This is a genomic window from Bacillus sp. FJAT-27225 (assembly GCF_001685025.1).
Classification (GTDB): domain Bacteria; phylum Bacillota; class Bacilli; order Bacillales; family Cytobacillaceae; genus Bacillus_D.
In genome coordinates this window covers 315,959-341,680 of the sequence record NZ_MAYU01000022.1, presented here as the reverse complement: position 1 = coordinate 341,680, position 25,722 = coordinate 315,959, and the positions used below count along the sequence as shown (strand labels likewise).

Here is a 25,722-nt window from a genome sequence, read left to right as displayed (position 1 = left end):
TCTTTTTTAAAAAATACAGCATCCTCGGCCGTATGCTGAAACGGGATAAATCGGATTATCGATACATATAGTGTGGTGAATACATGTTTAAATAGGGTGGGGAGAGGCATGGATATAACCGTCAGGAGAGGCGATACACTCTGGTATTACAGCCAGCTGTTTAAAATTACGTTGCAGCTTATTGTTGATTCCAACAGAGGGATAAATACACAGGCACTGGCTATCGGGCAACGAATTAGGATTCCGGGATTTGTCGCCACTCGTTATCAAATCAGGCCTGGCGATACTTTGTGGAGGATTGCGCAAAGCAGGAATCTTTCGCTCGATGCTGTCCTGCTTGTGAATCCAGGCATTAATCCGAACAGGCTTCAAGTCGGCCAAACCATTTCCCTGCCGCTTAGAATTACGTGGAGACTTGTCCAGGGCAGACGTCAGTATGACCATCGGGCGATGATGAACGACCTTTCTAGACTGCAAACTGTCTATCCTTTTTTGCGCGTTTCTTCGATTGGAAATTCGGTCGCCGGCAGGAGCATTCCAGAGGTTCTGATTGGCAATGGCAGCAGGCGGGTCCATTACAATGGATCTTTCCACGCAAATGAATGGATTACGACGCCTGTTTTAATGACGTTTTTGAATGACTATTTATTGGCATTGGCAAATCAGACAGGAATCCGGGGCCTTTCGGTTTTCCGGTTGTATCAGCAATCAACCCTCTCGATGGTTCCGATGGTCAACCCGGATGGAGTCCATCTCGTTATCAACGGTCTCCCGCCAACTGATCCATGGTACAGAAGGGTGGTTGGCTGGAACAATGGAAGCACAGATTTTTCAAACTGGAAGGCGAACTTGCGCGGGGTTGATTTGAATGATCAGTTCCCGGCAAGATGGGAACTGGAACGGGCCCGGAATCCAAAGGTGCCAGGACCGAGGAATTACGGCGGCGAAAGCCCGTTATCGGAACCTGAAGCAATTGCGATGGCTAACCTGACAAGAGAACGGGATTTTGCAAGAGTACTAGCCTTCCATACCCAAGGACAGGTCATTTATTGGGGCTTTGAAAATTTGGAGCCGCCAGTATCCGAAACAATGGTCAATGAGTTTGCAAGAGTCAGCGGCTATGAACCTGTTAAAACCATTGAGAGCTATGCCGGCTACAAGGATTGGTTCATCCAGGACTGGCGCCGGCCAGGCTTTACCGTTGAGCTTGGCAGGGGAGTGAATCCACTTCCACTTACACAATTCAATGAAATATATGAAGAAAGCCTGGGGATTTTTCTGGCCGGCTTGTATGTATAATGCGAACAGTGCCAGGCACCACCCGTTTTTTCTTGTTCCACAGACTATGTTCCACAGAAAAGGTGCCGTGCTTTCCAATTAAGGCCATTTCTTTTATAAACATTCTCGTTCATGTTAAAATTTTTTTAACATGAACGGGGGATGAAATAAGATGTGCGGACGTTTCTCACTTATTACTGACGTATATGCTTTAATGCAGCAATACGATTTCGAGTTTGCCGGGGAATTGGCTCCCCGATATAACATAGCCCCAGGTACGGATATCCTTGCAATTGTAAATAGGAATGGAAAGCGTGTTGGAATGGAATTTCGCTGGGGACTCATTCCGTTTTGGGCCAATGATGAAAAAATCGGCTATAAAATGATAAATGCCCGTTCAGAATCAGTCCATGAGAAGCCGAGCTTCAAACATCCGTTGAAGACCCGAAGATGTTTAATCCCGGCTGATGGCTATTTTGAGTGGAAGCGGGAGGGGAAAATCAAACAGCCTTACCGGTTTGTCAGTTCGGACGATACCCCGTTTGCTTTTGCAGGGTTATTCGACCGCTGGGACAAGGATGGAAAAACCATTTTTTCATGTACCATCATTACGACCGCAGCAAACGAAAAAACAGGTGCCATCCACGACCGGATGCCAGCAATCCTTGAGCCGGAACAACAGGAAATCTGGCTTGATCCCAGTGTAAATGATCCGCTTGAATTAACATCACTGCTTGCGCCATATCCTTCCGAAAAAGTTGACTTCTACGAGGTCTCGACTCTCGTAAATTCGGCGAGGAATGAAGACAAGCAAATTATTGTTCCCTTGAATAGCAAGTAGGTCATCGATTTTCAATGGACATGCTGTGATTTACCGCCGGGAACGAAATCACTCGCAAATTTCCGCCAATATTGATAGCGTTTCAGACGCCAGGGGTGCGCGAAATGTATCTCATTTGAGCTCCGCGGCTATAAGAAAACCAAAAAAATCCGCCCCGGCTTCGGGACGGATTTATCTTTTTTTGTGACGTCATTTGGCTCTTTTAAGCCCCATATTTTTCGTTCAATTCCCTGAGGCTTCCTGTCAAGTTGAGGAATACCGGTTTGTTTCGCTGTTCAAGTGCCTCATCAATTTTTTTCAGCAATCTTTCTTTTTCAAGATTCAGCTGGATTTCGTGCAGCAGCATCTCAATGTACATGTCCTGGAGCGATCCTTCAGCCTTTTCCTTTTTCATTGCGCTAATTTTCATTAATTCCGTATAGGATTTTTCATTCATTTTCTATCCCCCCTGCTGCTTTTTTTTATTATATTGGGTGGAGGAAGTAAAATCAACTAATTATTTTAATTTTCAGAAAAATATTTCTGCAATTAGATTGTGTATAAATTCGCAACTTTTGATTGCGATTGAAAATTTATGGAAGAGGAATGATATGATGGACAAGTACCGATTAATTTTGAGGAGTTGAAACTGTGAAGCAAAAGCAAATAGAAGAATATGAGATTAACCCTTGTACGATGTTCATTAAACCGTTTGTATACGGAAGCAAGGTGTATTCGCAAATTTTTGAGCTCGATGATGAGTTCATCTCCCCGTTTAAGCCAATTGAAATTGTCCGGAAAAGCTGTGAATACTTTGGCAGCTCCTTTGACGGCAGGAGAGAAGGAACACGGCAATTAATTGGCATCACCCACAAGGTCCCCATCGTTGTTGACCCCACCAACTTTATTTACCTTTTCCCTACAACATCGCCAAACCGTCCAGAGTGTATTTGGATTTCGCATGAACATGTCATGCATCATGAACGAACCTCGGTTGGGGATACGCTGGTGACGTTCCAGAATAAGCACTCCTACCCGCTTCCGGTCTCCTATAGTTCCTTCAAAAACCAGCTTTTGCGCACAGCATTGCTCCGTACAAAACTCATGCAGCGAATCGAGCAAATGGAACGCAAATCCTATTATGTCGTCCATAGGCCAAGGCCATTAGAAGCTTCCGAACAGCACCGCAGGTATGGCCAGTTTATGGAGTAAAATGTATAGCACCATTTTAAAATCCCGGCTTTTCAGCCTGTGCCAGATTCACCGAGTTGGCCTTTCGCTGACTGATCTGTTGATGCTTCCTCTTTCTTACGATGTCTGCCGATAAAATAATACTCCATCAACTCCTGCACTTTATTGCGGATACGGGGGTTAAAATAGTTGTGGTATTCTTCGTACCCATTGTAAAGGAATAGGAACATCGTAAATGCCTCATCCCGCTTCGTCTCCATCACCTTCAGCTTGTTTGCCTTCATATATGCCTTTACCCTGAAAAGCTCTTTCTGTACAGCCTTTATCGTGTCCTCGACGAGTTCCTTGTACGGTTTTCTTAATTTGAATGGGCTATTTTCAATAACAGCAATGTCCCTGTTCAAAATCGTCAGTACCATAGGTAAATAAATGGCCAGCTCCATGATATCGCGGTCTTTTTCAGGTATTCTTGTCATCTTGATAACTCCTTCCAAAATAAGAACATTTGTTCGTTTTTATCATACGAAATTTAAAAAGAATACGCAATATGAAAACGATGAATTTGTCTTCGTATTTAATTTATGCGTAAAAATTATAAAAAACGAGAAATTGTTGCAGGAAAATTATTTCTGTTGTCGAAATAATTTAATTAACAACATAGAAGGTGGGAAAATGATGAGCTTTACAGGCATAAAAGCAGAAGACTTACTTGAACTAAAATCGGCGGTCGACCCGCAGCTTTCGCCGGACGGTACGCTATGCGCTTATACAGAGACCGGGATTTGCAGTGAAAAGAAAGAATACTACTCGAATATTTTTATTGTGTCCACAGAGGGAAAGGCAAAACCTGCCCAATGGACCTTTGGGAAACATAGAAACCACTCGCCGCGCTGGTCGCCGGATGGATCGAAGCTTGCTTTTGTTTCAAACCGCAGCGGGAAGAACCAACTATATGTTGTGAGTGCCGCTGGAGGCGAAGCCAGGCAGCTTACCGACCTGAAAAATGGCGCCGGAAGTCCGATATGGTCTCCGGATGGTTCCAGTCTTGCGTTCCAGGTTTCGGTGGAAACGGGAAAGAAAGCGACTGACAAATCCGACGAGAAAAAGGAGAAGGAGCTTACACCTCTTGAGGTAACTAGGATGAAGTACAAATCCGATTCCAATGGTTTCTGGAAGGGGAATTATTCACAGATTGCCATCGTCGACGCAGAGTCAGGCGAAGTCAGGCAATTGACGGATGGCAAGGAGGATTATCATCTCCACTGCTGGTCGCCAGATGGCAAAACACTTGCAATCGGGGCTGACCTCTCTGATGACAAGGATAACTCGTTTACGCTCGGCCTATACCTTTTTACTATCGAAACTGCTGAGTTGACGAAGCTTGATTCAGGTGACACCTCGTTTTGGCGGGCTGCCTGGTCACCAGACGGCAGTAAGCTTGGATTGATCGGCCAAGCGCGAACCTACGAAAATGCTACTCTGGCACGGGTTTGGTTGTACGATTTTGAAACAAAGGCCTTTACGTGCCAGACAGAGGGCCTTGATGCAACAGCCAGCGATGTGGTTGCTGCCGATTTTCATCAGGGCGCTGCCACCCCGGGCTTTATCTGGGGAGACGATAATAGCAGCTTTTATTTTATTGCAAGCGACTTGGGCAATACAGTTGTTTACTACGGTAATACCGATGGAGAACTCTATCCTGCACTCCTGGGTGACCAGCATGTTTACGGCCTGTCGGTCGACAGTAAAAATCAGAAGGCGGCCGTTGCCATCAGCAAACCCCACGAGCCTGGGGATTTATATTTTCTGTCAATTACCGATGGTGCCCTAGCAAGGCTTACATCCGTAAACGAAGCATTTCTTAAGGACAAAACTCTTTCCAAAGCAGAGCCAATCACGTTTGAAGGAAGTGAAGGCCACGAGCTGAACGGGTGGATTATGAAACCAGCTGGCTTTGTGGAAGGGAAGAAATACCCGGCTATCCTTGAAATTCATGGCGGGCCTCATGCGATGTATGGAAACTCGTATATGAATGAGTTCCAAATCCTCGCATCAAGAGGATACGCTGTCCTTTACATAAATCCGCGCGGGAGCCATGGTTACGGCCAGGAGTATGTGAATGCAGTCCGCGGGGATTATGGCGGCGGTGACTACCGGGACGTTATGAAGGCAGTCGATTATGCCCTCGAAATGTATGATTTCATAGATGAAAACCGGCTCGGCGTTACCGGGGGAAGCTATGGGGGATTCATGACAAATTGGATTGTCGGCCACACAAACAGATTTAAAGCTGCTGTGACCCAGCGGTCCATTTCCAACTGGGTAAGCTTTTATGGGGTGAGCGATATCGGCTACTACTTCACCGAATGGCAGATCGGTTCCGGCCTTGAGGATATTGAAAAGCTGTGGAAGCACTCTCCACTAGCCTATGTAAAAAACATTGAAACACCTTTATTGATCCTTCATGGCGAAAAAGATTACCGTTGCCCGATTGAGCAGGCAGAGCAGCTCTTTATAGCAATGAAGCGGCTTGGCAAAGAGGCGAAATTCGTTCGTTTCCCAGAAGCAAATCACGAGCTGTCAAGGAGCGGCAAACCTAACTTGAGGATTGCCCGGCTCAATTATATTGCCGACTGGTTCGACCAATATCTTAAGTAGGAAAGGAACAAAAGCGCAAGCGCCTTCCCGACAGGCAAGCACGCCTCGCGACAGGCAGAATGCGCCTGTCTCTGCGATGATTACTCATACGAGCTTTCTTTTGTGTCCCTGCGGTGATTCATTCTGCTGAAGCTTTCCTAGTGAACCTAGACGTAGATAAATCAGATAAAAGAGCTATCAACAATCAGTTTGCTAAATAATTCAGAAAGCCGCCAAGTGCGGCTTTTTGGTACAGCGGAAATGTTTCGGTAAAGGAAGGAACCCGGCGAGTATTCGTTTTTCAATTGCATCCCAATTAGGTATTCATTTGTCGAATTGGTAGAATAGACCTACAGCCCTATTGAAAGAGGCAATACTAACTGGATGGTGGGTCTTTATGCGATATGAACAGAGGCACAGACAAAGGAAAAGACGCTTTTGGAAACCGTTTTTCACCGTGCTGGTCCTGCTTTTTATGAGCATTGCAGCTTATTCTTTTATTCAATATAGAAAAGGTGTCAATCAATCGTTGGAAAAAATCGGGGATAAGGAAAAGGTTGAATACGAATTTTCAGGGAAAAAGGATCAGTACGGAGGTACGAATATCCTCCTATTGGGAGCAGATGCACGGGGTGATGAAAATTCAAGGGCAGATACAATCATGATTGCCCATTATAACGATGCCAAGGGGACATATAAGCTCACCTCGATCATGAGGGACAGTTATGTGGAAATTCCCGGGCATGGAAAGCATAAAATTAACAGGGCATTCCTAGAGGGAGGCCCGGAGTTGATGAGAAAAACCATTAAGGAAAACTTCGATATTGATTTGCAATATTATGCGATTGTCGACTTTGAGGGGTTCGTCCAGCTCATTGATGAAGCATTCCCTGAAGGTGTAGAAATCGACGTGGAAAAAAGAATGGAAGTAAACATCGGCGTCACGCTTGAACCAGGCGTACAAAGGCTTGACGGCCAGCATTTGCTTGGCTATGTCAGGTTCAGGAATGATGCAGTTGGCGATTTTGGCAGGGTAGAGCGCCAGCAAAAGGTCGTGGGCAAGGTGGCCAGGGACTTGTCCAGCATCGAAATGATCCCAAAGCTTCCAAAACTTATTGGCATCGTTCAGCCATTTGTGAACACGAATGTAAAAACGGGTGATATGATATCAATGGCAACCAATTTTATAAGGAACGGGAGCGGCAACATTGAAACGCTCCGCATCCCGGTTAAAGATGGATATTCAGATGCGAGGGTAAGTGGTGACGGCGCGGTCCTTCTGTTGGATCTAGAAAAAAACAAACAAGCCCTTCATGAATTCATCCAAAAGTAATCTTAATAATGGAAGTTTCACTTTATTACAGAAACATTAAGTTTTGCCCCTAAAGATTAAAAATTGTCAAAAAAGGATATAAAAAAAAGAAGCTGGCAATAAGGAGTTTCAAATGGATGCAGAATTGTTAAAATCGTGGTTTACCCTGGAAAATATCATGGACCTAATTCAGGAATATAAATCGTTCGGACCAATACCTGGTATTGTCCTTCCGATGCTTGAGGCGTTTCTTCCGTTTTTGCCTCTGTTCCTGTTCGTCATGGCAAATGCTAGTGCATTTGGATTGTGGCTGGGCTTTCTTTATTCCTGGCTTGGAGCCTGCATTGGTGCTTTTCTTGTATTCTTCCTTTTTCGGAAGTATGGCCAAAGACGGTTCCTGTCCATTCTTAAAAAGCATTCAACTGTCAGGAAGTTAATGAATTGGGTGGAACGGCATGGATTCGGGCCACTGTTTTTACTGCTATGTTTCCCGTTTACTCCTTCAGCTGTCGTTAATATCGTCGCCGGCCTTTCAAAAGTCAGTACGAAACAGTATATGCTGGCGGTTGGTGCTGGAAAAATGGCGATGATTTTCATGATTAGTTTTATTGGTCATGATATCCGTTCCCTCTTTACTCAGCCGCTCAGGACATTCATTGTGTTAATTGTGATATTCATCCTATGGCTGGTTGGCAAGCAGATTGAACGGAGATTGACGATAGCCAGCGAAAAGCACGATTGATTTTGCGCGGGGGCGGTTAAGGTGTCAGGCTGGAAAAAGGAAGTACTCGAATGGATGAAAGCCTTCATTGTCGGAATCATCATATTTATCTTCATCAGAACCTTCTTCTTTTCCAATTATGTAGTGGAAGGTGAATCGATGATGCCGACACTGAAGGATGGAAATAAGCTTATGGTCAATAAAATCGGCTTTCAGATAACCGATCTTGATCGATTTGACGTGATTGTTTTCCATGCCAATGAACGGGAGGATTACGTCAAGAGGATTATCGGATTGCCTGGTGATGAGATTGAGTATAAGGATGACAAGCTTTATATAAATGGCGAGGAATATGAGGAGCCGTATCTGGATGGATACAGGCAAATGCAGCCTGGACAGCCGCTTACAGGGGATTTTACTCTGACCGACATTACAGGCAAAAAAAAGGTTCCTGAGGGAAAACTGTTTGTGATGGGGGATAACCGGCTTGAAAGCTGGGATAGCCGCCATTTTGGATTTATTCCTTCCCACGAGGTAGTTGGGAAAGTAAACCTTTTGTATTGGCCAATCAAGGACGTGGCAATCTCACCTTAGAAAATGAATATGGACAATTGAACCCGGCCGAGGCCGGGTTTTTTGTATGAAATATATTCAAAAAAACACCAATATTTGGTCCCGGCATCCATGCCTGGATGCAAACGTTTGTACCCTTTTTGTGATAAAATAGTAAGTATGCAGAAAAAGGACGGAGGATAATCTATGTCGCTACGAATGCTGATTGGAAGAGCCGGAAGCGGAAAGACGCTTACCTGCCTGGATGAAATTAAAAGCAGGCTGATTGAAAGCCCAGAGGGTCCGGCGATCATTTATCTTGTTCCGGAACAAATGACTTTCCTGTCCGAATACAGGCTGGCTACCGATGAGGCGATTGGCGGAATGATCAGGGCCCAGGTTTATAGTTTTTCGCGTCTCGCCTGGAGAGTGCTTCAGGAAACAGGGGGCTCAAGCCGTTATCATTTAAGCAGTGTCGGGCTGAATATGCTGATCAGGAAAATTATTGAAGAGCAAAAGGATCAACTTGTCCTGTTCCGGCGCGCCGCGGATAAAAACGGTTTTATCTCCCAAGTCGAAGACATGATTATTGAATTCAAACGGTACCTGGTCGACCCGGCCAAGCTTGCAGAAGGCCGAAACAGGATCGATGGAAATCGCAATGATGCAAAATCGCTTGCCGATAAGATGCATGATTTGGAAATCATCTACAAGCATTTCGAGGAGGCAGCTTCAGGCAAGTACATAGATTCGGAGGACTATTTCCGCCTGCTTGCAGAGAAGACTGCCCAGTCATCCTACCTGAAGGATGCCGAAGTCTATATTGACGGCTTTTACAGCTTTACTCCTCAGGAATATAGAGTAATTGAAGAACTCTTAAAGGTATGCAAAAGGGTTACGGTGACCCTGACTCTTGATAAACCTTGCCCCGACATGGCACCTGATGAGCTGAATTTATTCAGGATGTCCGGGGTGGCATGCAAAAACTTCTTTGACCTTGCCAGGAACGGAAACATCGAAATGGAAGCTCCTGTCATACTTGAAGGCCAAAAGCGCTTTCGTAATGGTTCACTTCGCCACCTTGAAGCACATTTTGATTCAAGGCCGGCTGTTTCGTATGAAGGAGATTCCGCAGTTACCATCATTCAGGCTGTTAACCGGCGTGCAGAGGTAGAAGGAATTGCAAGGGAAATTAGAAGCCTTGTCAGGGAAAAGGGCTACAGGTATAAGGACATCGCCGTCCTTGTCCGGAACGGCCAGGATTATCATGAAACGATTGAACCAGTATTCTTTGATTATGAGATTCCCTATTTCATAGACCAAAAGAGAACGATGCTTAACCACCCGCTTGTTGAATTTATCCGATCCGCTCTTGAGACCGTGAACGGCAATTGGCGCTATGAGCCTGTATTTCGTGCCGTTAAAACCGAACTGCTTTTTCCGCCTGAAATCAATGCGGCTACAATAAGAAGGCAAATGGACAGGCTCGAGAACTATGTTCTTTCACACGGAATACAGGGCAGTAAATGGACAAAGAAAGACCGCTGGCATTTCAGGAGAGTCCGCGGCCTTGAATTTGTTTCACGCCAACAGACTGATGAGGAAATAAGAACAGAGCGCGAGCTAAATGAACTACGCTTAATCATTTCGGCACCATTGATGAGGTTCTCCAGGCGGCTGAAAAGGGCGGACTCGGGGCGGAAAATGTGTGAGGCTGTTTATTTGCTGCTTGAGGAACTGGATGTTCCAACGAAGCTTGAAAGATGGAGAGCGGAAGCTGAAGAGGAAGGGAACCTGATTAGAGGGCGTGAGCATGACCAGGTCTGGAATGCTGTCATTGACCTTCTGGACCAGTATGTTGAAATGCTGGGAGATGAAAAGGTTACTCCTAAAGCATTCGCATCCATTCTTGAAGCGGGAATAGAAGCCCTGGAATTCTCGTTAATTCCACCAGCAATTGATCAAGTAATGGTTGCCAATCTCGATAAATCAAGATTGGCAGAAATCAAGGTTGCGTTTGTAATAGGGCTGAATGAGGGTGTCCTGCCTGCAAAAGTCAGTGACGATGGAATCATCGGCGATGCAGAAAGGGGACTGCTTCTCAGCGCCGGACTCAAGCTCGGCCCAAGCAGCACCGAACGGCTGCTTGATGAAAATTTCATTGCCTATAAGGCATTTGTGACTCCTGCTGACGCTCTGTATGTGAGCTACCCTCTTGCAAATGCGGAAGGGAAATCACTTATTCCATCTTCCTATATTTCAAGGGTAAAAGATTTGTTCCCTGAATCAAAAGAGAGGATGTACGCTGCCGACCCTGCCGACCAGCATGAAGACGAGCAGCTTGCATTTATTTCAAACAAGGGGACAGCATTGTCCTATCTGACATCCCAGCTGCAGCAAAAACAAAGAAATTATCCAGTCTACACCTTCTGGTGGGATGTGTACAATTATTTTGTGGAAAATCCTGCTTGGAAAAATCGGGCGGATACTGTCCTATCAAGTCTGTTTTATACAAACAGAACAGTGAGCCTGCCGCAGGAACTCGCAGAAGAGCTGTACGGGGAAGATATCCAGGGAAGTGTGTCAAGGATGGAACTGTTCAATAGCTGCCCATTCTCCCATTACGTCCAGCATGGCTTAAAGCTTCGCGACCGGCAGATATACCGGCTTGAGGCACCGGATATTGGTGAGCTTTTCCATGCGGCTTTAAAGTATATTGCCGAAACAGTCAATGAACAGAATATTGCCTGGGCCCAGCTATCTCGCGAACAGTGTGAAAGCCTCGCAAAACAGGCTGTCGAGGCAATTGCCCCAAGGCTTCAAAATGAAATATTGCTAAGCTCTGAGCGCCATCACTATATAAAAAGAAAGCTGGAACAAATCATTACGAGGGCATCGCTCGTCCTCAGCGAGCATTCGAAACTGAGTGAATTCGAGCCAATCGGGCTTGAGGTTGGTTTCGGGCGCGGCGGACAGCTCCCGCCTCTTACATTCGGCCTGAAGAACGGGCGAAGAATGGAGCTTGCCGGCAGAATAGACCGAATTGACAGCGGCGAAGGAAAGAATGGGGAGCTGTTTTTAAGAGTCATTGATTACAAGTCCAGCAGCAAAGGCTTGAATCTCTCCGAGGTTTACTACGGGATCGCTCTGCAGATGCTGACCTATCTTGATATTGCGATCGCCAATTCAACTGAGCTGACTAGAAGGGATGCAGAGCCTGCGGGCGTATTTTACTTCCATGTTCATAATCCAATGATTACGGCTAAGAAAAACATGTCCGAAGAGGAGCTTGAACGTGAAATCCTTAAGCAATTCAAAATGAGCGGATTGGTCCTCGAGGATGAGGAAGTCATCCGGCTTATGGATAAAAGCCTGGAGACTGGTGTGTCCCATATCATTTCAGCGGGAATTAATGCCAATGGCTCAATCAGGAACGGCTCCAAAACCGCAACAGCCGAGGAAATGAAAGACTTAAGGAAGTTCGTCCGTAAGATATATGAGGATACCGGAAATGCGATTATATCCGGCGAAGTTGGAATTGACCCTTATAGGATGAAGGATAAAAATCCTTGCCAGTTCTGCTCTTATAAGTCTGTCTGCCAGTTCGATGAGTCGATTGAGGGCTCGAAGTTCCGCAGGCTTGTGCCAAGGAATGATAAGGAAGCAATGGAATTGATTCGGAAGGAGGTAAATGAACATGAGTAAGGTAATGATACCCCCGATGCCGCAGGGGCTGAAATGGACGGATGACCAGTGGAAGGCAATTATGGCAAAAGACACGGACATTCTTGTCGCGGCTGCTGCAGGTTCGGGAAAAACTGCCGTCCTTGTTGAACGGATCATCCGCAAAATCATTTCGACTGATAACCCAATGGATGTGGACGAGCTGCTCGTTGTTACATTCACAAATGCCTCTGCTGCCGAAATGCGGCACCGGATCGGGGAAGCGCTCGAAAAGGCAATTAACGAGAATCCTGAATCCCGCCATCTGCGCAAACAATTCAGCCTTTTGAACAAAGCGTCCATTTCAACGCTTCATTCATTCTGCCTTGACGTAGTCAGGAAATATTATTACTTGATTGATGTCGATCCAGGCTTCCGGATTGCGGATGATACTGAAGCCCAGCTGCTAAGGGATGAAGTGATGGACAGCTTGCTTGAGGAAGAGTATGGAACAAAAGGCAACGAGCCTTTTTTCCGGCTTGTCGACACGTTTACATCGGACAGGAGCGATGATGCGCTTCAGGAAATCGTCTCCGATATTTTTAACTTTGCCCGTTCAAATCCGAATCCGGAGCGTTATCTTGAAGATATTGTTTCGATGTATGACACAACGAAAATCGCTAAGGTCGAAGAGCTGCCATTCATCGGCTCTCTTCTGTTCGATATTCAGCTTCAATTAAGAACTGCAAGGCACTTTGCGGAGAAGGCTTTGGCTGTTTCAAAGCTTCCAGATGGACCAGCACCCCATGCCGAAGCCTTTCTTTCAGACATCAGTTTGATTGATTCCATGTTGGCGGTCTGTGATTCCTGGGATTCGCTCTATGCTGCAATGCAATCCTATACATTTGCCAAGGCCAGCTCCATCAGGAAAGGCACAGTTGATGAGGAATTGAAGAAAAAGGCCGGCAAATTTAGGGATAAAACCAAAAAAATCATCAATGACCTCCGTGATGAGCTTTTTTCAAGAAGGCCTGAAAGCTTTCTTCGTGACATGGCCGACATGAAGCCAGTCATCGAAACGCTCACTTCCCTAGTCAGGAAATTTGCGGTCAGATTTGAAGCGGCAAAGCGCGAACGGGGACTTGTGGACTTCTCCGATCTTGAACACTATTGCCTTGACATTCTTGGCCAGGAAGAAACAGAGAAAGGTACTCTTATTCCTTCAGCGGCGGCGCTATCTTATAAGAATAGGTTCCGGGAAGTGCTGGTTGATGAGTATCAGGACACGAACATGGTTCAGGAAACAATTCTGCAGCTCGTATCCGGGGGGCATGGCGAAAACGGCAATCTGTTCATGGTCGGGGATGTAAAGCAATCCATCTACCGGTTCCGGCTTGCCGAACCTAACTTGTTCCTAGGAAAGTATAATCGTTTTTCAAGAGAAGGGACGGTATCGGAAGGATTGAGGATTGATCTTGCCCGAAATTTCCGAAGCCGCAGGGAAATCCTTGATGCAACCAACTATTTGTTCCGCCAGATTATGGGGGAAAAGGTTGGCGAGATTGTCTATGATGAATCTGCCGAGCTGAAGGAAGGCGCAAAGTATCCAGATGAGCCGTTCCCGGCCGAAATGCTTATCATTGACCAAGGTTCGAAAGGTGAAAGGGAAGATACGAGCGAGGAATTTGAAGATGAGCTGCTTGATGCGGAAGACCTTGAACAATCCCAGCTGGAGGCCAGGGTGATGGCTGCGAAAATCAAAGAAATGATTTCAGCCGGACGGCCTGTCTATGAGGCAAAAAAGGATAGTTCAAGGCCAGTCCGGTACAGGGATATTGTGATTCTGCTCCGCTCGATGACGTGGGCACCGCAAATCATGGAAGAATTCAAGCAGCAGGGTCTGCCAATCTATGCGGATTTGTCGACCGGTTATTTCCAGGCAACCGAAGTTGCGGTCATGATGTCCCTTCTGAGAATCATCGATAATCCATATCAGGATGTTCCGCTTGCGGCAGTAATGCGGTCGCCAATTATTGGCTTGAACGAGGAAGAACTTGCTTTTATAAAAATCCAGAATAATAAAGGCTCTTATTGGGATAGTGTAATAGCGTTTTGCAAAAATGCAGCACCATCAGGGCGCGAAGAGCTTCATGAAAAAATCTGCCGATTCAGCGAAAACCTTGAAGGCTGGCGTTCACTGGCAAGGCAAGGATCACTATCCGAGCTTATCTGGCAGCTTTACCGAGATACCGGGTTTTATGATTTTTCTGGCGGGTTGCCAGGGGGAAAACAGCGCCAGGCAAACTTGCGGGCCCTTTATGACAGGGCAAGGCAATACGAGGAAACATCTTTTAGAGGGCTGTTCAGGTTCCTCAGGTTCATTGAGCGGATGATGGATCGCGGCGATGATCTTGGGGCTGCCCGGGCGCTTGGTGAACAGGAAGATGTTATCCGGATTATGACAATCCACTCAAGCAAGGGGCTTGAATTTCCTGTTGTATTCATGGCTGGCCTTGGGAGGAGCTTTAATATGATGGATATCCGCAGTCCTTACATGCTTGATAAGGAGTTCGGGTTTGCATCGAAGTATATCAATCCGGACAAGCGGATTTCGTATCCATCACTTCCACAGCTTGCTTTCAAGCGTAAAAAGAAAATGGAAATGCTAGCGGAGGAAATGCGTGTCCTGTACGTTGCAATGACTCGGGCAAAAGAAAAGCTATTTATGCTTGCGACACTAAAGGATGCGGACAAAAAGCTTGAGCAGTGGGAGGATATTGCCAGCTATCCTAATTGGCTGCTTGATGATTCCGACCGGGCGGCTGCCTCGGGATATTTCGACTGGGTCGGGCCTGCGCTTGTCCGCCATGCCGACTGCGTCACGCTGCGCAGGAAGGAAATTGGCCCTGAGGTTGATGAAAGCATATCGCGCGATCCTTCAAATTGGTCAGTAGAAATGATAGACGCCGCTGATATAAGGCTTGAATCTGAACAGGGCGGGGAGGAACAGGATGGATGGCTCGACTTTGTAAAAGAGATGAAACCTGTTCCTGCCGCATCTGACAAGGAGGCCAGAGTCATTGAAAGGCTGACTTGGAACTATGCTTTTGAGGATGCGTCTACCCATAGGGCAAAACAAACCGTATCCGAAATGAAACGGAATCGTGAAATAGCCGATGAGCAAAGCGGGACTGACATCCTGAGAAGAACAAGAACAGCGAAACAAGTCCTTGAGCGCCCCCGTTTCATGCAGGAAAAATCGCTTAGCCCCGCAGAACGAGGGACAGCCCTTCACAGTGTTATGCAGCATATTAACCTTTCTGGGCCGATTACTGTGGAATCAGTAAGACATCTCGTTGAAGGGATGGTTTCAAACGAATTGCTTACCGCGGAACAGGCGGAAGTGATTGAACCAAGCCTGATTGTTAAATTCTTTGAAACCGAAATCGGCAGGCGGATGATTGCAGCAGAAAAGATTCAGCGTGAGGTTCCGTTTACAGCTTCTCTAACTGCAAGAGAGGTGTACCCTGACTGGAAGGATGAAAATGAACAAATTTTCATTCAGGGTATCATTGACTGCCTGTTTGAAGATAGCAAGGGACTGGTCATGATTGACTTTAAATCGGATCGCATTACCGGCCGTTACCACAGCGGCTGGGCAGGCGCGGCGCCTATCCTTGAAGACCGGTATAGGCTTCAAATTGAGCTATACACGAAGGCACTTGAAAAAATTTGGAGGCGCCGTGTGGATGAGCGGTATCTGTTTTTCTTTGATGGTGCCCATATTCTAAAGCTGGAAAGGGAAAGCTTGGATTAATGCACCAGGAAGGGTGAAGCGGGATGAAGTCAGCAATAAGGCAGTGCGAGCTTTGTTTGCGCGAGGATGTTGAAACAACAACTCACCACCTGACTCCAAGGGAGATGGGCGGGACCTTCTTGCCCACTGCAAACCTGTGCAAACCTTGCCATAAGCAGATTCACGCCCTCTATTCTAACGAAGAATTGGCATTTCGTCTTAATACGATTGAACGGCTGAAGGACGATCCGCAAATAGGAAAATTTCTAAAATGGATTAGAAAACAGCCATCGGGCAAACTCCCGAGAGTAAGCAAGTCAGCCAGAAAAAAGGGTAAATAGAAAATGGCATGAACCAATTGGTTCATGCCATTTATTTGTTTCCGGCTATCGGCTGGTCAAGCAGCTTTGTATCGAGCACATTTGTACCGCTTACAGCGCTCCCTGTTCCAATCAATACCCCTGTATTGCTGCTTCCGGCTCCAGCAAAGGTTTTACCTGTACTTTTTGGTGAAATGTTCAATGCATCGCCAAAATGAACGGACCCTCCGCTGACATTATGAATGACCACTGGGCCAACAAGTGCTGGCATACGTTCATCTCACTTTCCTATATAAGTTTTTTCTATCTCCCTTGGCGATCGGGCCGGTCTTCTAGCTGGCGGATATGCTTAATCCTTCCCTCAAGGCTAACAGATCCAACGTTGCCAATATGCAAAAAAGAGGCGGCTGAAATCCCTTTTATAGTGATTGATCCTACTTTAATGAGCGGCTTTTCATTGAATGAAAGCATTTGTACTGGCTCATATATATCACGAAGAGGAATCTCCCTAGTGAATATAGGGAATTGGATGAAATTCCCTTCATTATCAAAAAATTGATCCCTTTCCCTTTGGACAGCGAGTGCCCTCGAAAAGTTCTGTATCCTCGATGTATCGCCTATCTGCAGCACAGAGGAAAATAGCATCGATTTAACAGAAATAGTGTCGACGGAAGAAACTCTCTGTAACATTAGCGTCCCTCTGACTGAAGAGGGACGAATGGTCCAATAATCAATGATTCTGCCGGTGTATCGAAAGCGGAGGCAAGCTGGATTGTTTGTGCATCCCCGACAAGGAGCATGGAGGAGCTGGATACACCCAGCACTTTTATGCTGCCAACGGTTAGTTCGTTGTTATAAACTTGGAAAATCACGAAGATCCCCCTTTCATAGTATCTGGAAGATTAGCAAGAAAGGTTCGGACACCATTTTCAATTTCTTTTTTCAATGAAGAGATAATGATTCCGTCGTCCACTGTTTGGCCGGATGCTTCCGCCCGCCTTACATGAGAGTCTATTCTTGCGGGCAGCTGTCTTTTTACATCATTTTTAATAAAGGAAAGATAATCATCCGGCTTTTGAAGACCGAGATTTTCCTTGAGACTTTCAATGAGTGGAGGAAGGTCCTCCTCAAGATACACGTCTATCGCATTTTCAATTTCCTGGTTTCGCTGCAATCCATCCATTCCTTGTACAGGCTGGATAGGGTGCGGATAGTACCCGGGGTTAAGGCCAAACGGTTGCTGGCTATTAAAATCTGAATGGCCTGGAAATCCTGGCTGACCTGGAAATCCAGATTGCCCTGCGAGCCCCTGCTGTCCTTCGGCAATAGCCATTTCCTCAATCCCCTGCAGGTCTTTTGGATTTAAGCCGATATTTAAGGTACCATCAAGCGTTTCCACTTTTAATTGGTCAAATTTATATTGAATGGTGCCAACCTGGATAGCAGGCTTTTCCTTCAGGAGCCTGATTTCCTCTTCTGCACAGCGGAGCGATTCCTCCAACGTTGCTATTTTTTGCCCAAACGCTTGGATTTGGCCTTGCATCCATTGAAGCACCTGGTAAATATCCATCGTAACACCTCGCTTATAAATCGCTGAGTCTTAGAGGAACAGCTGGGGCCTGCGATAAAGGCAACTGGCTGCTAAAATCCTGTTGCTGCTGTTGTGGCTGAAACGGCTTTTGAGTTTTTGGGGCCGGACCCGTAAAGCCGCCTGTATTGTAAAGATAGGATGCTGGTTTAATGATACCGGAACTGCCTATTTGAAAAACAGAAGAGTTCGAGATGCCGCCTATTCGGATGCTTTGAATCTGAATTGATTGTTGGATATAGATATTCATTTACAGCCTCCTTAGACATTGAATGAAATAGGCTGGTCAATTCCATCGGTGTCATAAACATTTGTTGAAGATAAATGGTTTAGATTGTGAATCGCATCCCCCGTATTGAACGATCCTGCACCGGAAAATGTCTTCGCGTTAGAAATCGGTGCGATACTGTATACATCCCCAATATTGAAGATTGCGCTGGTTCCTAGTGAAATGACTTGGACAATTCCCACAATTGCTGGCATCAGTTACACCCTTTTTCATCATTCTTCTTTTATCGTATGTATACAGGGCGTAATTGTGAGCAATCAGCCCGAATTTTCCCGGACAGTAACCATCCTGATGGATGGTTTTTCCTGTATAATGAAAGTTCTGATGTATAGAAAGGCGGAAGATATATAGATGAAAAATAGTGTGGTTCCTACTGGGGAAAAAGGAAGAATCCCCTCATTGGACGCAATGAGGGGATTGGCAATTCTAGGAATCTACTTCGTCAATATGATGGCCTTCCACTCTCCTTACTTGTATATAAACCCATTGGAATGGTGGGATAGCGGGCTAGACAGGTTCGTTTACACCATAATTGATGTATTTGTTCAAGCTAGCTTTTACCCGCTTTTTTCAATGATGTTCGGTTACGGACTAGCTTTAACGAGGGAACGTGTACTTGCAAGGGGCGGGAGATTCCCCGTTCTCGCTGCCAGAAGATTATTGTTCTTGCTTGCAGTGGGATTTCTCCATGCTTTTTTTGTCTGGACGGGAGACATTTTAATTACCTACTCAATTATTGGTTTACTAACGTTATTTTTTCTTCGCTTGAGGGAGAAGGTACTCCTTATGGTGGGGGCCGCCATGTATGTGATACCGAACTTGATGCTTGGCTTGCTGCTAGTGTTGGTGGATATCATAAATCCTGGAGCTGCGACTCCCAATGAACCTGAGCAGGCTGAAAAAGCGCTAATTATCTACGGGGAAGGTTCTTTCTGGGAAGTGACCGGGATGCGGTCAGAGGAATGGCTTTCAAACAACAACCTGGAAACCGCACCGATTTTGCTCTTTTCACTCCTCCCGTTGTTTCTAATTGGAGCTGCTTTTGCAAAATTAAAATGGCTTGAGGATGTGTCCAGTCATTTCAGACGACTAAAGCAGGTGACAACTGCAGTATTTTTACTGGGGACCCTCATAAAGGTACTGCCTTACATATTGCCGGGCAGCTATTCTGCTGAGTTTTTCCAGGATTTCTTTGGTGGCCCACTTCTGGCGCTAGCTTATGCCGGAATAGTGGCGATCTATTATGAGGTAAGAGGACCTGGGAAAGGGTACGTTACCAGTGTTGGGCGAATGTCGATGACCAACTATCTGCTCCAGTCACTTGTATCAACCTTTATATTTTATGGATATGGCCTTGGATTATACGGACAGATTTCATTGGCTCAAGGTACCCTGATGGTAATCGGGGGGTATATGCTTCAGATTCTTTTAAGCAAGCTTTGGCTTAGAAACTACAGGTTTGGGCCTGTTGAATGGGTATGGAGGAGTTTTACCTACCTTTCTTGGCAAAAAAACCGTAAAAGAGAGCAGTATGAAGGAGCAGGAAAACATTGGAAGGAATAAATCGGTACAAAAGCCATTGATTTTAGTAATAAACTAGAATAAAATACCTTTTAATGTTAAAATAATCAAAAATAGTACTTTTTACCTAGTTAATTTTTATTAAAAATGGTAAAAAAGTCTGATTCTATTACCCCCATAAACGATTTACTATGGATATAAGAGAACAGTCGACAAATAATGCACTGTATCTCGATAAAGGCAAAGCTGATGAAAATCAGTGACGCAAAGCTACAGGGGCTAAGGTACTTTCGTACTACGCCAGCCAGTTACCGAAAGATCAGGGTGCACCATAGGTATGTCTTCCCATGATCCCCCTTTCGGTAAAGGCGGGGTCATTTTATTTTTCCGGAGGTGAAATTTGTTGAAGGTCGTGAATCTGTCGAACGGGACAGAAATTGCAGACAACATCGAGAACGCTGACAGCTTCTTTCGAAGGCTAAAAGGGCTGATGTTCACGAAAAGCCTGCCAGCAGGACACGGCCTGTTGATCAAGCCCTGCCAATCGATCCACACATTTTTCATGAACTATCCAATCGACGTTGTATATTTGGACGGAAACAACGAAATTGTGGCCCTGGACCAATCCATGAAGCCATCAAAGGTTGGAAAGGTGTATCGGAAGGCTTCCAGTGTGCTGGAACTGCCAGATGGAACTATCCGGGATACAGAACTTAAAGTAGGTAATCATTTATCTTTTAATTAATTTTTAAAAATATATTAAAAAAGGGAGTTTTTGAGAATGATGAACAAAATGAAAGCATTGCTTAAAGAAGAACAAGGACAGGGTATGACTGAGTATGGGTTGGTTTTGGGTGTTATCGCACTAGGTGTAGTTGTTGTACTTGGAACATTCAAGGATCAAATCATTGCAGTTTTCAACAAAGCAGTTACTGAACTTGGCAAAATCACTGGTGGAAGTACTCCAACTTAATATATATTTTAATAGCATTCTAAAAATGCTGACAAATAGCTTTTTGCTAAACCTTCCCCGCTATAGTAAAGGGGATTTCCTGGCAGCCATTGATTAATAAACTTGAATTTTATCGTGTCTTTGCAGACAGCTGAAAGCCTTGCGTTGAATAGAGACGTGAGGCTTTTTTTAATAAGGTTCCTGTGGGAGAGAGGTTTCATAGATGATAAACGCAATCATGCTTTTTCTTTTATTGGTTATTTGTGTCATTACGGATATGAGGGAACGAAAAATATACAATGTTGTCCTTTTTCCATTCCTGCTTATAGCTCTTATTGTTAACAGTTTTACCGGGGGGGTTCAAGGGTTGGGAGACGCTCTCCTCGGAATGCTTATAGGCCTGGGAATTCTATTAATTCCATATTTGATGGGTGGAATGGGTGCAGGCGATGTAAAACTGCTAGCCGTTATCGGTGCATTAATGGGACCGGAATTTGTTTTCCTGTCAGCCGTATATATGGCCCTGGTTGGCGGAGCAATTGCCATCTTGGTCATTTTGTTCAAGAAAGGAGCAAAGGAAAGAATTAGGGGAATGGTCCTTTGTATTTTAGGATTGTTGAACGGGCTTAAACTTCCGCTCTTTCAGGACAAGGCAGCCATGCAAGCAACCTATCCATATGGGGTTGCAATTGCAGCAGGGGCAACAATTCAGTTTTTTCAGGCCGGGATGCTGCCATGAGAAAGGATGAGCGCGGCCAATCCATAGTGGAAACAGCCCTTATCCTCCCAATTCTGGTGTTGCTAATTTCAGGTATTCTTGATATAGGCAGGGTCACTTACTCTTATGCACATCTACACATGGCCGCCCAGGAAACTGTCAGAAAAGCCGGGTTAGGCGCAACAGATACACAAGTTACAGAGTTTGCGAGGAATTACGTTCATTTAGGGGAATCAAGTAAATTAATTGTTGAAATTTCTCCTACCGGTACAAATAGGCGTTCAGGGGAATATGTGACCGTCAAGCTGAAATATCCTATCAAGCTTTTTACTCCGTTCGTCTCAAGCCTCTTCCCCTCCCCGTTTTACGCTGAAACAAATTCCACAATACGTGTTGAGTGAGGAGAGGTGAGAGATGCGGAAATTTTGCAGAGAAGAAAAAGCAAATGCTGCGGTTATAGTGGCGCTGGCAATGGTTGCAATACTAGGCATGGTAGGGCTTGCGATTGATGGAAGCATGCTTTATATGACAAAAACCAAATTGCAAAAGGCTGCCAATGCAGCAGTCCTTTCTGGTTCCCAGGAGCTTACTACCTCGGAAGAAAAAGTAAAAAGAATTGTAAATGATATATTAGGATCCCATAATGAAACAAGCTCGTTGGAAAGTGTAACGGTTGTTAAGGACCAAAGTGTTAGAGTAGTCCTGAACAGAAAGGCGAAAACTTCATTTGCTGGCTTGTTTGGCTTTGATATTGTCGATATTAAGGCGGCGGCGGCCGCTTCCATAAAACCAATGGGACGAGCAGCAGGTGCAGCGCCACTGGGTATTGATGAAAGCATTCCCCTTGAGTATAAAAAGACTTATAAATTAAAAATTGAACCGGATTCTACTGTAAGCGGAAGCTTTGGTGTTCTTGCACTTGAGGGCCCGGGTGCGAAGATTTACGAGGATAATCTTCGCAACGGGTTTCAGCAGGAGGTAAAGCAAGGTGATATTTTTAACACTCAAACAGGTAATATTGCTGGGAAAACTCAATTAGTAGTAAATGAATTAATAAAAGGCTGTTCCATTCCGGTAGATGATCTTGGGAACCAGAAGTGTTCAAGAGTGCTCCTCATCCCAGTTTACCAGCCTTATCAGTATGATACGAATCAACTGAAGCAAGTAAAAATCACCGGCTTTGCCTATTTTTACATCACCGAGCCAATGTCCAACAATGATACATCAATCACCGGAATGTTTATTAAGAGAACTGGAAAAGGATTTGCCGGTGAAGGCAGCCCGGACAGAGGAGCTTATAGCATCCGGTTAACAGAGTAGGTGGAGAGAATGAAGTCAAAAACGGTTTTACTTTTGTCCCTTGTCATGGGAATCATTACGACAGCCCTCTTCTTTCAATATATGAATCAAGCCGTCAAAAAAGAGACAGTGGCTGCCACACCAATGACAGATGTGATTGTAGCAAAAGAAACGATAAATAAAAATAAAAAAATAACTGCGGAAATGCTTGAAGTTGTTCAGGTACCAAAGGAAAGCGTTCTGGCTAAATCAATCAATTCTATTTCAGAAGCTGAAGGGAAACTGGCCGAAGCAAAGATTGAAAAAGGTGAGCCAATACTTGCCCACCGTCTTATTTCACAAATAGAAGAAGAGGTATACGTCTCTCGTAAGGTTAGAGACGGTTTTCGAGCTGTTTCTGTATCTGCGAATTTACCACAGACAGTCTCCAATCTTATCGAAGTGGAAGATTTTGTGGATGTGATAGTTTCTAAGGAAGATCAGCAGGCAAAAGAGAAGCCAGTATTTAAATCAATCGTTTTGTTGGAAAAAGCAAGGGTTCTTGCAGTAGGCAAAAAGTTGGTTCTGGCGGAGGATGTCAAGGATGGAGAAAATACAGAGGAACAAGTTGAGGAATATACGACTGTCACCCTTGAATTGAATCCAAACGACGCTCTCAAATTAGTGAATGCTTATAAGGAAGGGCAGCTTCATTTTACCCTTCATACCAGACCAGTAATGAACGATGATGGAACCCCGTTGGAAACAGAGAAAGAAAGCTAATTGATGAAAGGTGATAAGGATGGCAGGGAATATTGAAATGAGAACTTCAGAAAATAGCAATCCCCCCGCCCGAGGAAGGATGATTGCAGTCTGCAGCGCGAAGGGCGGAATTGGCCGCACCATCCTTTCCGTCAATTTAGCTGTTGCATTATCGAAACGAAATAATTCAGTTGCTGTACTTGATGGCGACTTTCAATTTGGTGATGTATCACTGGCAATGGATCTCCAGCCTGTTTTTACAATAAAGGAAGCAATGGAGGGCATCACAAGCCTTGATGAAAGTAGACTGGAAGAATACATGTCGACCCATACAAGCGGAGTTCGCGTTCTGCCTGCTCCGGAACGCCCGGAATATGCGGATTTAGTCACGAAAGAAGCCTGTCTTAAAATTATTGATCTTTTATTAATAAAAAATGAATTTGTTGTATGTGATACTGGTGCAGGGTTAAACGAGCACACACTTTCTCTTTTAGAAAAAGCGGATGAAATTCTTGTTGTCACCACTTTGGAAATGGCGGCAATGAAGAACACCAAACTAATGCTGGAAACGTTGGGAATCTTAGGGATGCGGGAAAAAGTGAGGGTTGTGCTCAACAGGGCCAATATGGAAAGTGTCTTAAAGGCTGAGGATGGGGCCAAGATTTTGGGTGAAGAAGCACCGATATATATTCCTAATGATTTTCAAATTTGTTCAAGATCCTTGAACGTAGGGGTACCATTTGTCATTAGTCATTCAAAATCGGATATTGCCAAAGCAATGTTTAAAATGGGAGAAATGATTGCCTCAATGTCCCCTGAAAAAACCATTAAGAAAAAGACGAAATCTAAATCGATATTTCCTTGGAAACGCAAGAAGGGAGGAGTAACCCAATGAAGCTGCTTGACCGTATAAACCAGAAAACCAACCAACCGGCAAATGAAGAGTCTACAGCTAAGTTGGAGGTGGCTGCTCTCACCAGTATTCCACCTAAAGTAGAAACACGGGAACTAAATTTAGAGAAAGAACATGCAAAGGAGCCTAAAGTTGAACCCATCCGCCAAAAACAATATGACAAGGAACAAGAGTTAAAAAGCATCCTTCATAAAAAAATCCTTCAGGAATTAAAGGACCAGGAAGTCGACGCGATTGTTACAAAACTGGACGGAATGGCAATGGAGGCAATCAAGGAAGATGAAACCTTCCGGGGAATTGTTGACCGCAAAAGAGTAGTAAACGAATTGGCGAATGATTTAACGGGGTTTGGCCCAATCAACCCCCTCCTGTTGGATGACGCGGTTTCGGAGGTTATGGTGAATGGGCCTAACCAGGTGTATTGCGAGCGAAAAGGGAAATTGGTCCTGACTGATATTAAATTCCGTGACAACGAACATGTTATGAATGTAATTGAAAAGATTGTTGCTCCAATAGGCAGAAGAATTGATGAAAGCTCTCCCATGGTTGATGCGAGGCTTCCAGATGGTTCCCGTGTCAATGCGATTATACCGCCTCTTGCGTTGAATGGTCCGACCATCACAATCCGTAAGTTTTCAAAGGATCCGTTTATGATTGACGATTTAATAAACTTTGGCACTATCACAAAGGAAATGGCTGTTTTCCTTGATGCGTGTGTCAAAGCAAGGCTAAATATGTTTGTCAGTGGAGGAACGGGTTCTGGTAAGACTACCACGCTGAATGTGCTTTCCAACTTTATCCCGAATGATGAGCGCATTGTTACAATTGAGGATGCCGCGGAACTTCAGCTTCGGCAGGATCATGTTGTTTCCTTAGAGTCAAGGCCTCCAAATATTGAAGGGAAAGGGGCTATTTCAATAAGGGATCTAGTCAGGAACTCCCTGAGGATGCGCCCCGACCGAGTCGTCATAGGTGAAGTAAGGGGTGGCGAAGCACTGGATATGCTTCAGGCAATGAATACGGGACATGATGGTTCACTTGCGACCGGCCACTCAAATTCTCCAAGGGATATGATTTCGAGGCTTGAGACAATGGTATTGCTTGGCGGTGTGGATTTGCCCATCAAGGCAATCCGCGAACAAATATCAGGTGCGCTTGATGTCATCATTCAGCAAACAAGATTAAAGGATGGTTCGCGGAAGATAACCCATATTACAGAGGTGCAAGGCATGGAGGGTGATGTAATCGTCCTTCAGGATATCTTTGTTTATCAGCAGTTGGGTGTGAATGAACAAGGGAAGTATGTCGGAAGGCTTGTTCCAACCGGGGTCCGCCCTAAGTTTTATGAAAGGCTTGAAAATACAGGCATCCATATCCCGCCTACCGTATTTATTGAGCAGGAGGCCTAGAA

General features: G+C 45.1%; 27 protein-coding genes and 1 riboswitch. Of the genes, 19 read left to right on the top strand and 8 right to left on the bottom strand.

Translation table 11 applies throughout. The annotated features are described in order from the left end of the window. Positions 1-108 precede the first annotated feature (108 nt). Both A8F94_RS17880 and A8F94_RS17875 read left to right on the top strand, forming a co-directional pair. Positions 109-1,299 (top strand): M14 family metallopeptidase, encoded by a 1,191-nt coding sequence (locus A8F94_RS17880; protein ID WP_066203429.1) that lies wholly within the window; start codon positions 109-111, stop codon positions 1,297-1,299. 151 nt (positions 1,300-1,450) lie between these two features. After that, positions 1,451-2,119 carry an SOS response-associated peptidase gene (locus A8F94_RS17875; protein WP_066203426.1) on the top strand — a complete coding sequence of 223 codons (669 nt, stop codon included), beginning with the start codon at positions 1,451-1,453 and terminating at the stop codon, positions 2,117-2,119. 202 nt (positions 2,120-2,321) lie between these two features. Here the strand turns inward: A8F94_RS17875 and A8F94_RS17870 are convergent, their stop codons facing one another. Beyond that, the gene (locus A8F94_RS17870) at positions 2,322-2,555 is read right to left on the bottom strand and encodes an IDEAL domain-containing protein (protein WP_066203423.1); all 234 of its coding nucleotides are present in this window, start codon (positions 2,553-2,555) and stop codon (positions 2,322-2,324) included. Positions 2,556-2,749: 194 nt separating this feature from the next. Between A8F94_RS17870 and A8F94_RS17865 the strand changes: the two genes are divergently transcribed. Continuing rightward, positions 2,750-3,310 carry a competence protein ComK gene (locus A8F94_RS17865; RefSeq protein ID WP_254660892.1) on the top strand — a complete coding sequence of 187 codons (561 nt, stop codon included), beginning with the start codon at positions 2,750-2,752 and terminating at the stop codon, positions 3,308-3,310. Positions 3,311-3,342: 32 nt separating this feature from the next. On the opposite strand, the gene A8F94_RS17860 is transcribed toward A8F94_RS17865, so the two are convergent. Next, positions 3,343-3,765 carry a hypothetical protein gene (locus A8F94_RS17860; protein ID WP_066203421.1) on the bottom strand — a complete coding sequence of 141 codons (423 nt, stop codon included), beginning with the start codon at positions 3,763-3,765 and terminating at the stop codon, positions 3,343-3,345. 196 nt (positions 3,766-3,961) lie between these two features. Here A8F94_RS17860 and A8F94_RS17855 point away from each other — a divergent pair, with 196 nt between their 5' ends. The 7 genes from A8F94_RS17855 (at position 3,962) to A8F94_RS17825 (ending at position 16,311) form a co-directional block, all read left to right on the top strand. Further along, positions 3,962-5,947 (top strand): S9 family peptidase, encoded by a 1,986-nt coding sequence (locus A8F94_RS17855; RefSeq protein WP_066203419.1) that lies wholly within the window; start codon positions 3,962-3,964, stop codon positions 5,945-5,947. A 376-nt stretch (positions 5,948-6,323) separates the two neighbouring features. Then, the gene (locus A8F94_RS17850; RefSeq protein ID WP_077247799.1) at positions 6,324-7,259 is read left to right on the top strand and encodes an LCP family protein; all 936 of its coding nucleotides are present in this window, start codon (positions 6,324-6,326) and stop codon (positions 7,257-7,259) included. 112 nt (positions 7,260-7,371) lie between these two features. Next, positions 7,372-7,980 carry a TVP38/TMEM64 family protein gene (locus A8F94_RS17845; protein ID WP_066203413.1) on the top strand — a complete coding sequence of 203 codons (609 nt, stop codon included), beginning with the start codon at positions 7,372-7,374 and terminating at the stop codon, positions 7,978-7,980. A 54-nt stretch (positions 7,981-8,034) separates the two neighbouring features. Then, the gene (lepB, locus tag A8F94_RS17840; RefSeq protein ID WP_066204054.1) at positions 8,035-8,553 is read left to right on the top strand and encodes a signal peptidase I; all 519 of its coding nucleotides are present in this window, start codon (positions 8,035-8,037) and stop codon (positions 8,551-8,553) included. Positions 8,554-8,718: 165 nt separating this feature from the next. Beyond that, positions 8,719-12,216, top strand: a complete 3,498-nt coding sequence (gene addB, locus A8F94_RS17835) for a helicase-exonuclease AddAB subunit AddB (RefSeq protein ID WP_066203407.1) — start codon at positions 8,719-8,721, stop codon at positions 12,214-12,216. Next, positions 12,209-15,991, top strand: a complete 3,783-nt coding sequence (gene addA, locus A8F94_RS17830) for a helicase-exonuclease AddAB subunit AddA (protein ID WP_066203404.1) — start codon at positions 12,209-12,211, stop codon at positions 15,989-15,991. The genes addB and addA overlap by 8 nt, the downstream gene beginning before the upstream one ends. 23 nt (positions 15,992-16,014) lie before the next feature. Next, a complete protein-coding gene (locus tag A8F94_RS17825; RefSeq protein ID WP_066203402.1) occupies positions 16,015-16,311 on the top strand; it encodes a hypothetical protein in 297 nt (98 codons plus the stop codon). A gap of 31 nt (positions 16,312-16,342) precedes the next feature. On the opposite strand, the gene A8F94_RS17820 is transcribed toward A8F94_RS17825, so the two are convergent. From A8F94_RS17820 to A8F94_RS17795, 6 genes are read right to left on the bottom strand one after another with little or no spacing between them, the layout of a single operon-like run. Then, complete coding sequence (locus A8F94_RS17820; RefSeq protein WP_066203395.1) at positions 16,343-16,561, bottom strand: spore germination protein; 219 nt, start codon at positions 16,559-16,561, stop codon at positions 16,343-16,345. Positions 16,562-16,593: 32 nt separating this feature from the next. Beyond that, positions 16,594-16,980, bottom strand: a complete 387-nt coding sequence (locus A8F94_RS17815; RefSeq protein WP_066203390.1) for a spore germination protein GerPE — start codon at positions 16,978-16,980, stop codon at positions 16,594-16,596. Beyond that, entirely contained in the window at positions 16,980-17,162 is a 183-nt protein-coding gene (locus tag A8F94_RS17810; protein ID WP_066203387.1) for a spore gernimation protein GerPD, read from the bottom strand. The genes A8F94_RS17815 and A8F94_RS17810 overlap by 1 nt, the downstream gene beginning before the upstream one ends. Continuing rightward, positions 17,159-17,860: a spore germination protein GerPC gene (gene gerPC, locus A8F94_RS25880; RefSeq protein WP_066203385.1), complete on the bottom strand. Its 702-nt coding sequence runs from the start codon at positions 17,858-17,860 to the stop codon at positions 17,159-17,161. The genes A8F94_RS17810 and gerPC overlap by 4 nt, the downstream gene beginning before the upstream one ends. A 13-nt stretch (positions 17,861-17,873) precedes the next feature. Next, positions 17,874-18,128 carry a spore germination protein GerPB gene (locus A8F94_RS17800; RefSeq protein ID WP_066203382.1) on the bottom strand — a complete coding sequence of 85 codons (255 nt, stop codon included), beginning with the start codon at positions 18,126-18,128 and terminating at the stop codon, positions 17,874-17,876. An 11-nt stretch (positions 18,129-18,139) separates the two neighbouring features. Further along, complete coding sequence (locus tag A8F94_RS17795) at positions 18,140-18,361, bottom strand: spore germination protein (RefSeq protein ID WP_066203381.1); 222 nt, start codon at positions 18,359-18,361, stop codon at positions 18,140-18,142. Between the two features lie 157 nt (positions 18,362-18,518). Between A8F94_RS17795 and A8F94_RS17790 the strand changes: the two genes are divergently transcribed. From A8F94_RS17790 to A8F94_RS17750, 9 genes are all read left to right on the top strand, one after another. Beyond that, a complete protein-coding gene (locus tag A8F94_RS17790; protein WP_066203378.1) occupies positions 18,519-19,730 on the top strand; it encodes a DUF418 domain-containing protein in 1,212 nt (403 codons plus the stop codon). Positions 19,731-19,917: 187 nt separating this feature from the next. Beyond that, a riboswitch (cyclic di-GMP riboswitch) is annotated at positions 19,918-20,004 on the top strand. Between the two features lie 84 nt (positions 20,005-20,088). Continuing rightward, positions 20,089-20,433, top strand: a complete 345-nt coding sequence (locus tag A8F94_RS17785) for a DUF192 domain-containing protein (protein WP_254660891.1) — start codon at positions 20,089-20,091, stop codon at positions 20,431-20,433. 36 nt (positions 20,434-20,469) lie between these two features. Beyond that, complete coding sequence (locus A8F94_RS17780; protein ID WP_066203373.1) at positions 20,470-20,661, top strand: Flp family type IVb pilin; 192 nt, start codon at positions 20,470-20,472, stop codon at positions 20,659-20,661. A gap of 202 nt (positions 20,662-20,863) precedes the next feature. After that, positions 20,864-21,379 (top strand): A24 family peptidase, encoded by a 516-nt coding sequence (locus A8F94_RS17775; RefSeq protein ID WP_066203369.1) that lies wholly within the window; start codon positions 20,864-20,866, stop codon positions 21,377-21,379. Continuing rightward, the gene (locus tag A8F94_RS17770; protein ID WP_066203366.1) at positions 21,376-21,759 is read left to right on the top strand and encodes a TadE/TadG family type IV pilus assembly protein; all 384 of its coding nucleotides are present in this window, start codon (positions 21,376-21,378) and stop codon (positions 21,757-21,759) included. Before A8F94_RS17775 ends, A8F94_RS17770 begins: the two co-directional genes overlap by 4 nt. A 13-nt stretch (positions 21,760-21,772) precedes the next feature. Continuing rightward, entirely contained in the window at positions 21,773-22,678 is a 906-nt protein-coding gene (locus A8F94_RS17765; RefSeq protein ID WP_066203364.1) for a TadE/TadG family type IV pilus assembly protein, read from the top strand. A 9-nt stretch (positions 22,679-22,687) separates the two neighbouring features. After that, positions 22,688-23,419 carry a Flp pilus assembly protein CpaB gene (cpaB, locus tag A8F94_RS17760; protein ID WP_066203361.1) on the top strand — a complete coding sequence of 244 codons (732 nt, stop codon included), beginning with the start codon at positions 22,688-22,690 and terminating at the stop codon, positions 23,417-23,419. Positions 23,420-23,456: 37 nt separating this feature from the next. Further along, a complete protein-coding gene (locus A8F94_RS17755; protein ID WP_139070128.1) occupies positions 23,457-24,293 on the top strand; it encodes an AAA family ATPase in 837 nt (278 codons plus the stop codon). Beyond that, positions 24,290-25,720, top strand: coding sequence for a CpaF family protein (locus tag A8F94_RS17750; protein WP_066203355.1), 1,431 nt, complete (start codon positions 24,290-24,292; stop codon positions 25,718-25,720). The genes A8F94_RS17755 and A8F94_RS17750 overlap by 4 nt, the downstream gene beginning before the upstream one ends. The last annotated feature ends 2 nt before the right edge of the window (positions 25,721-25,722 follow it).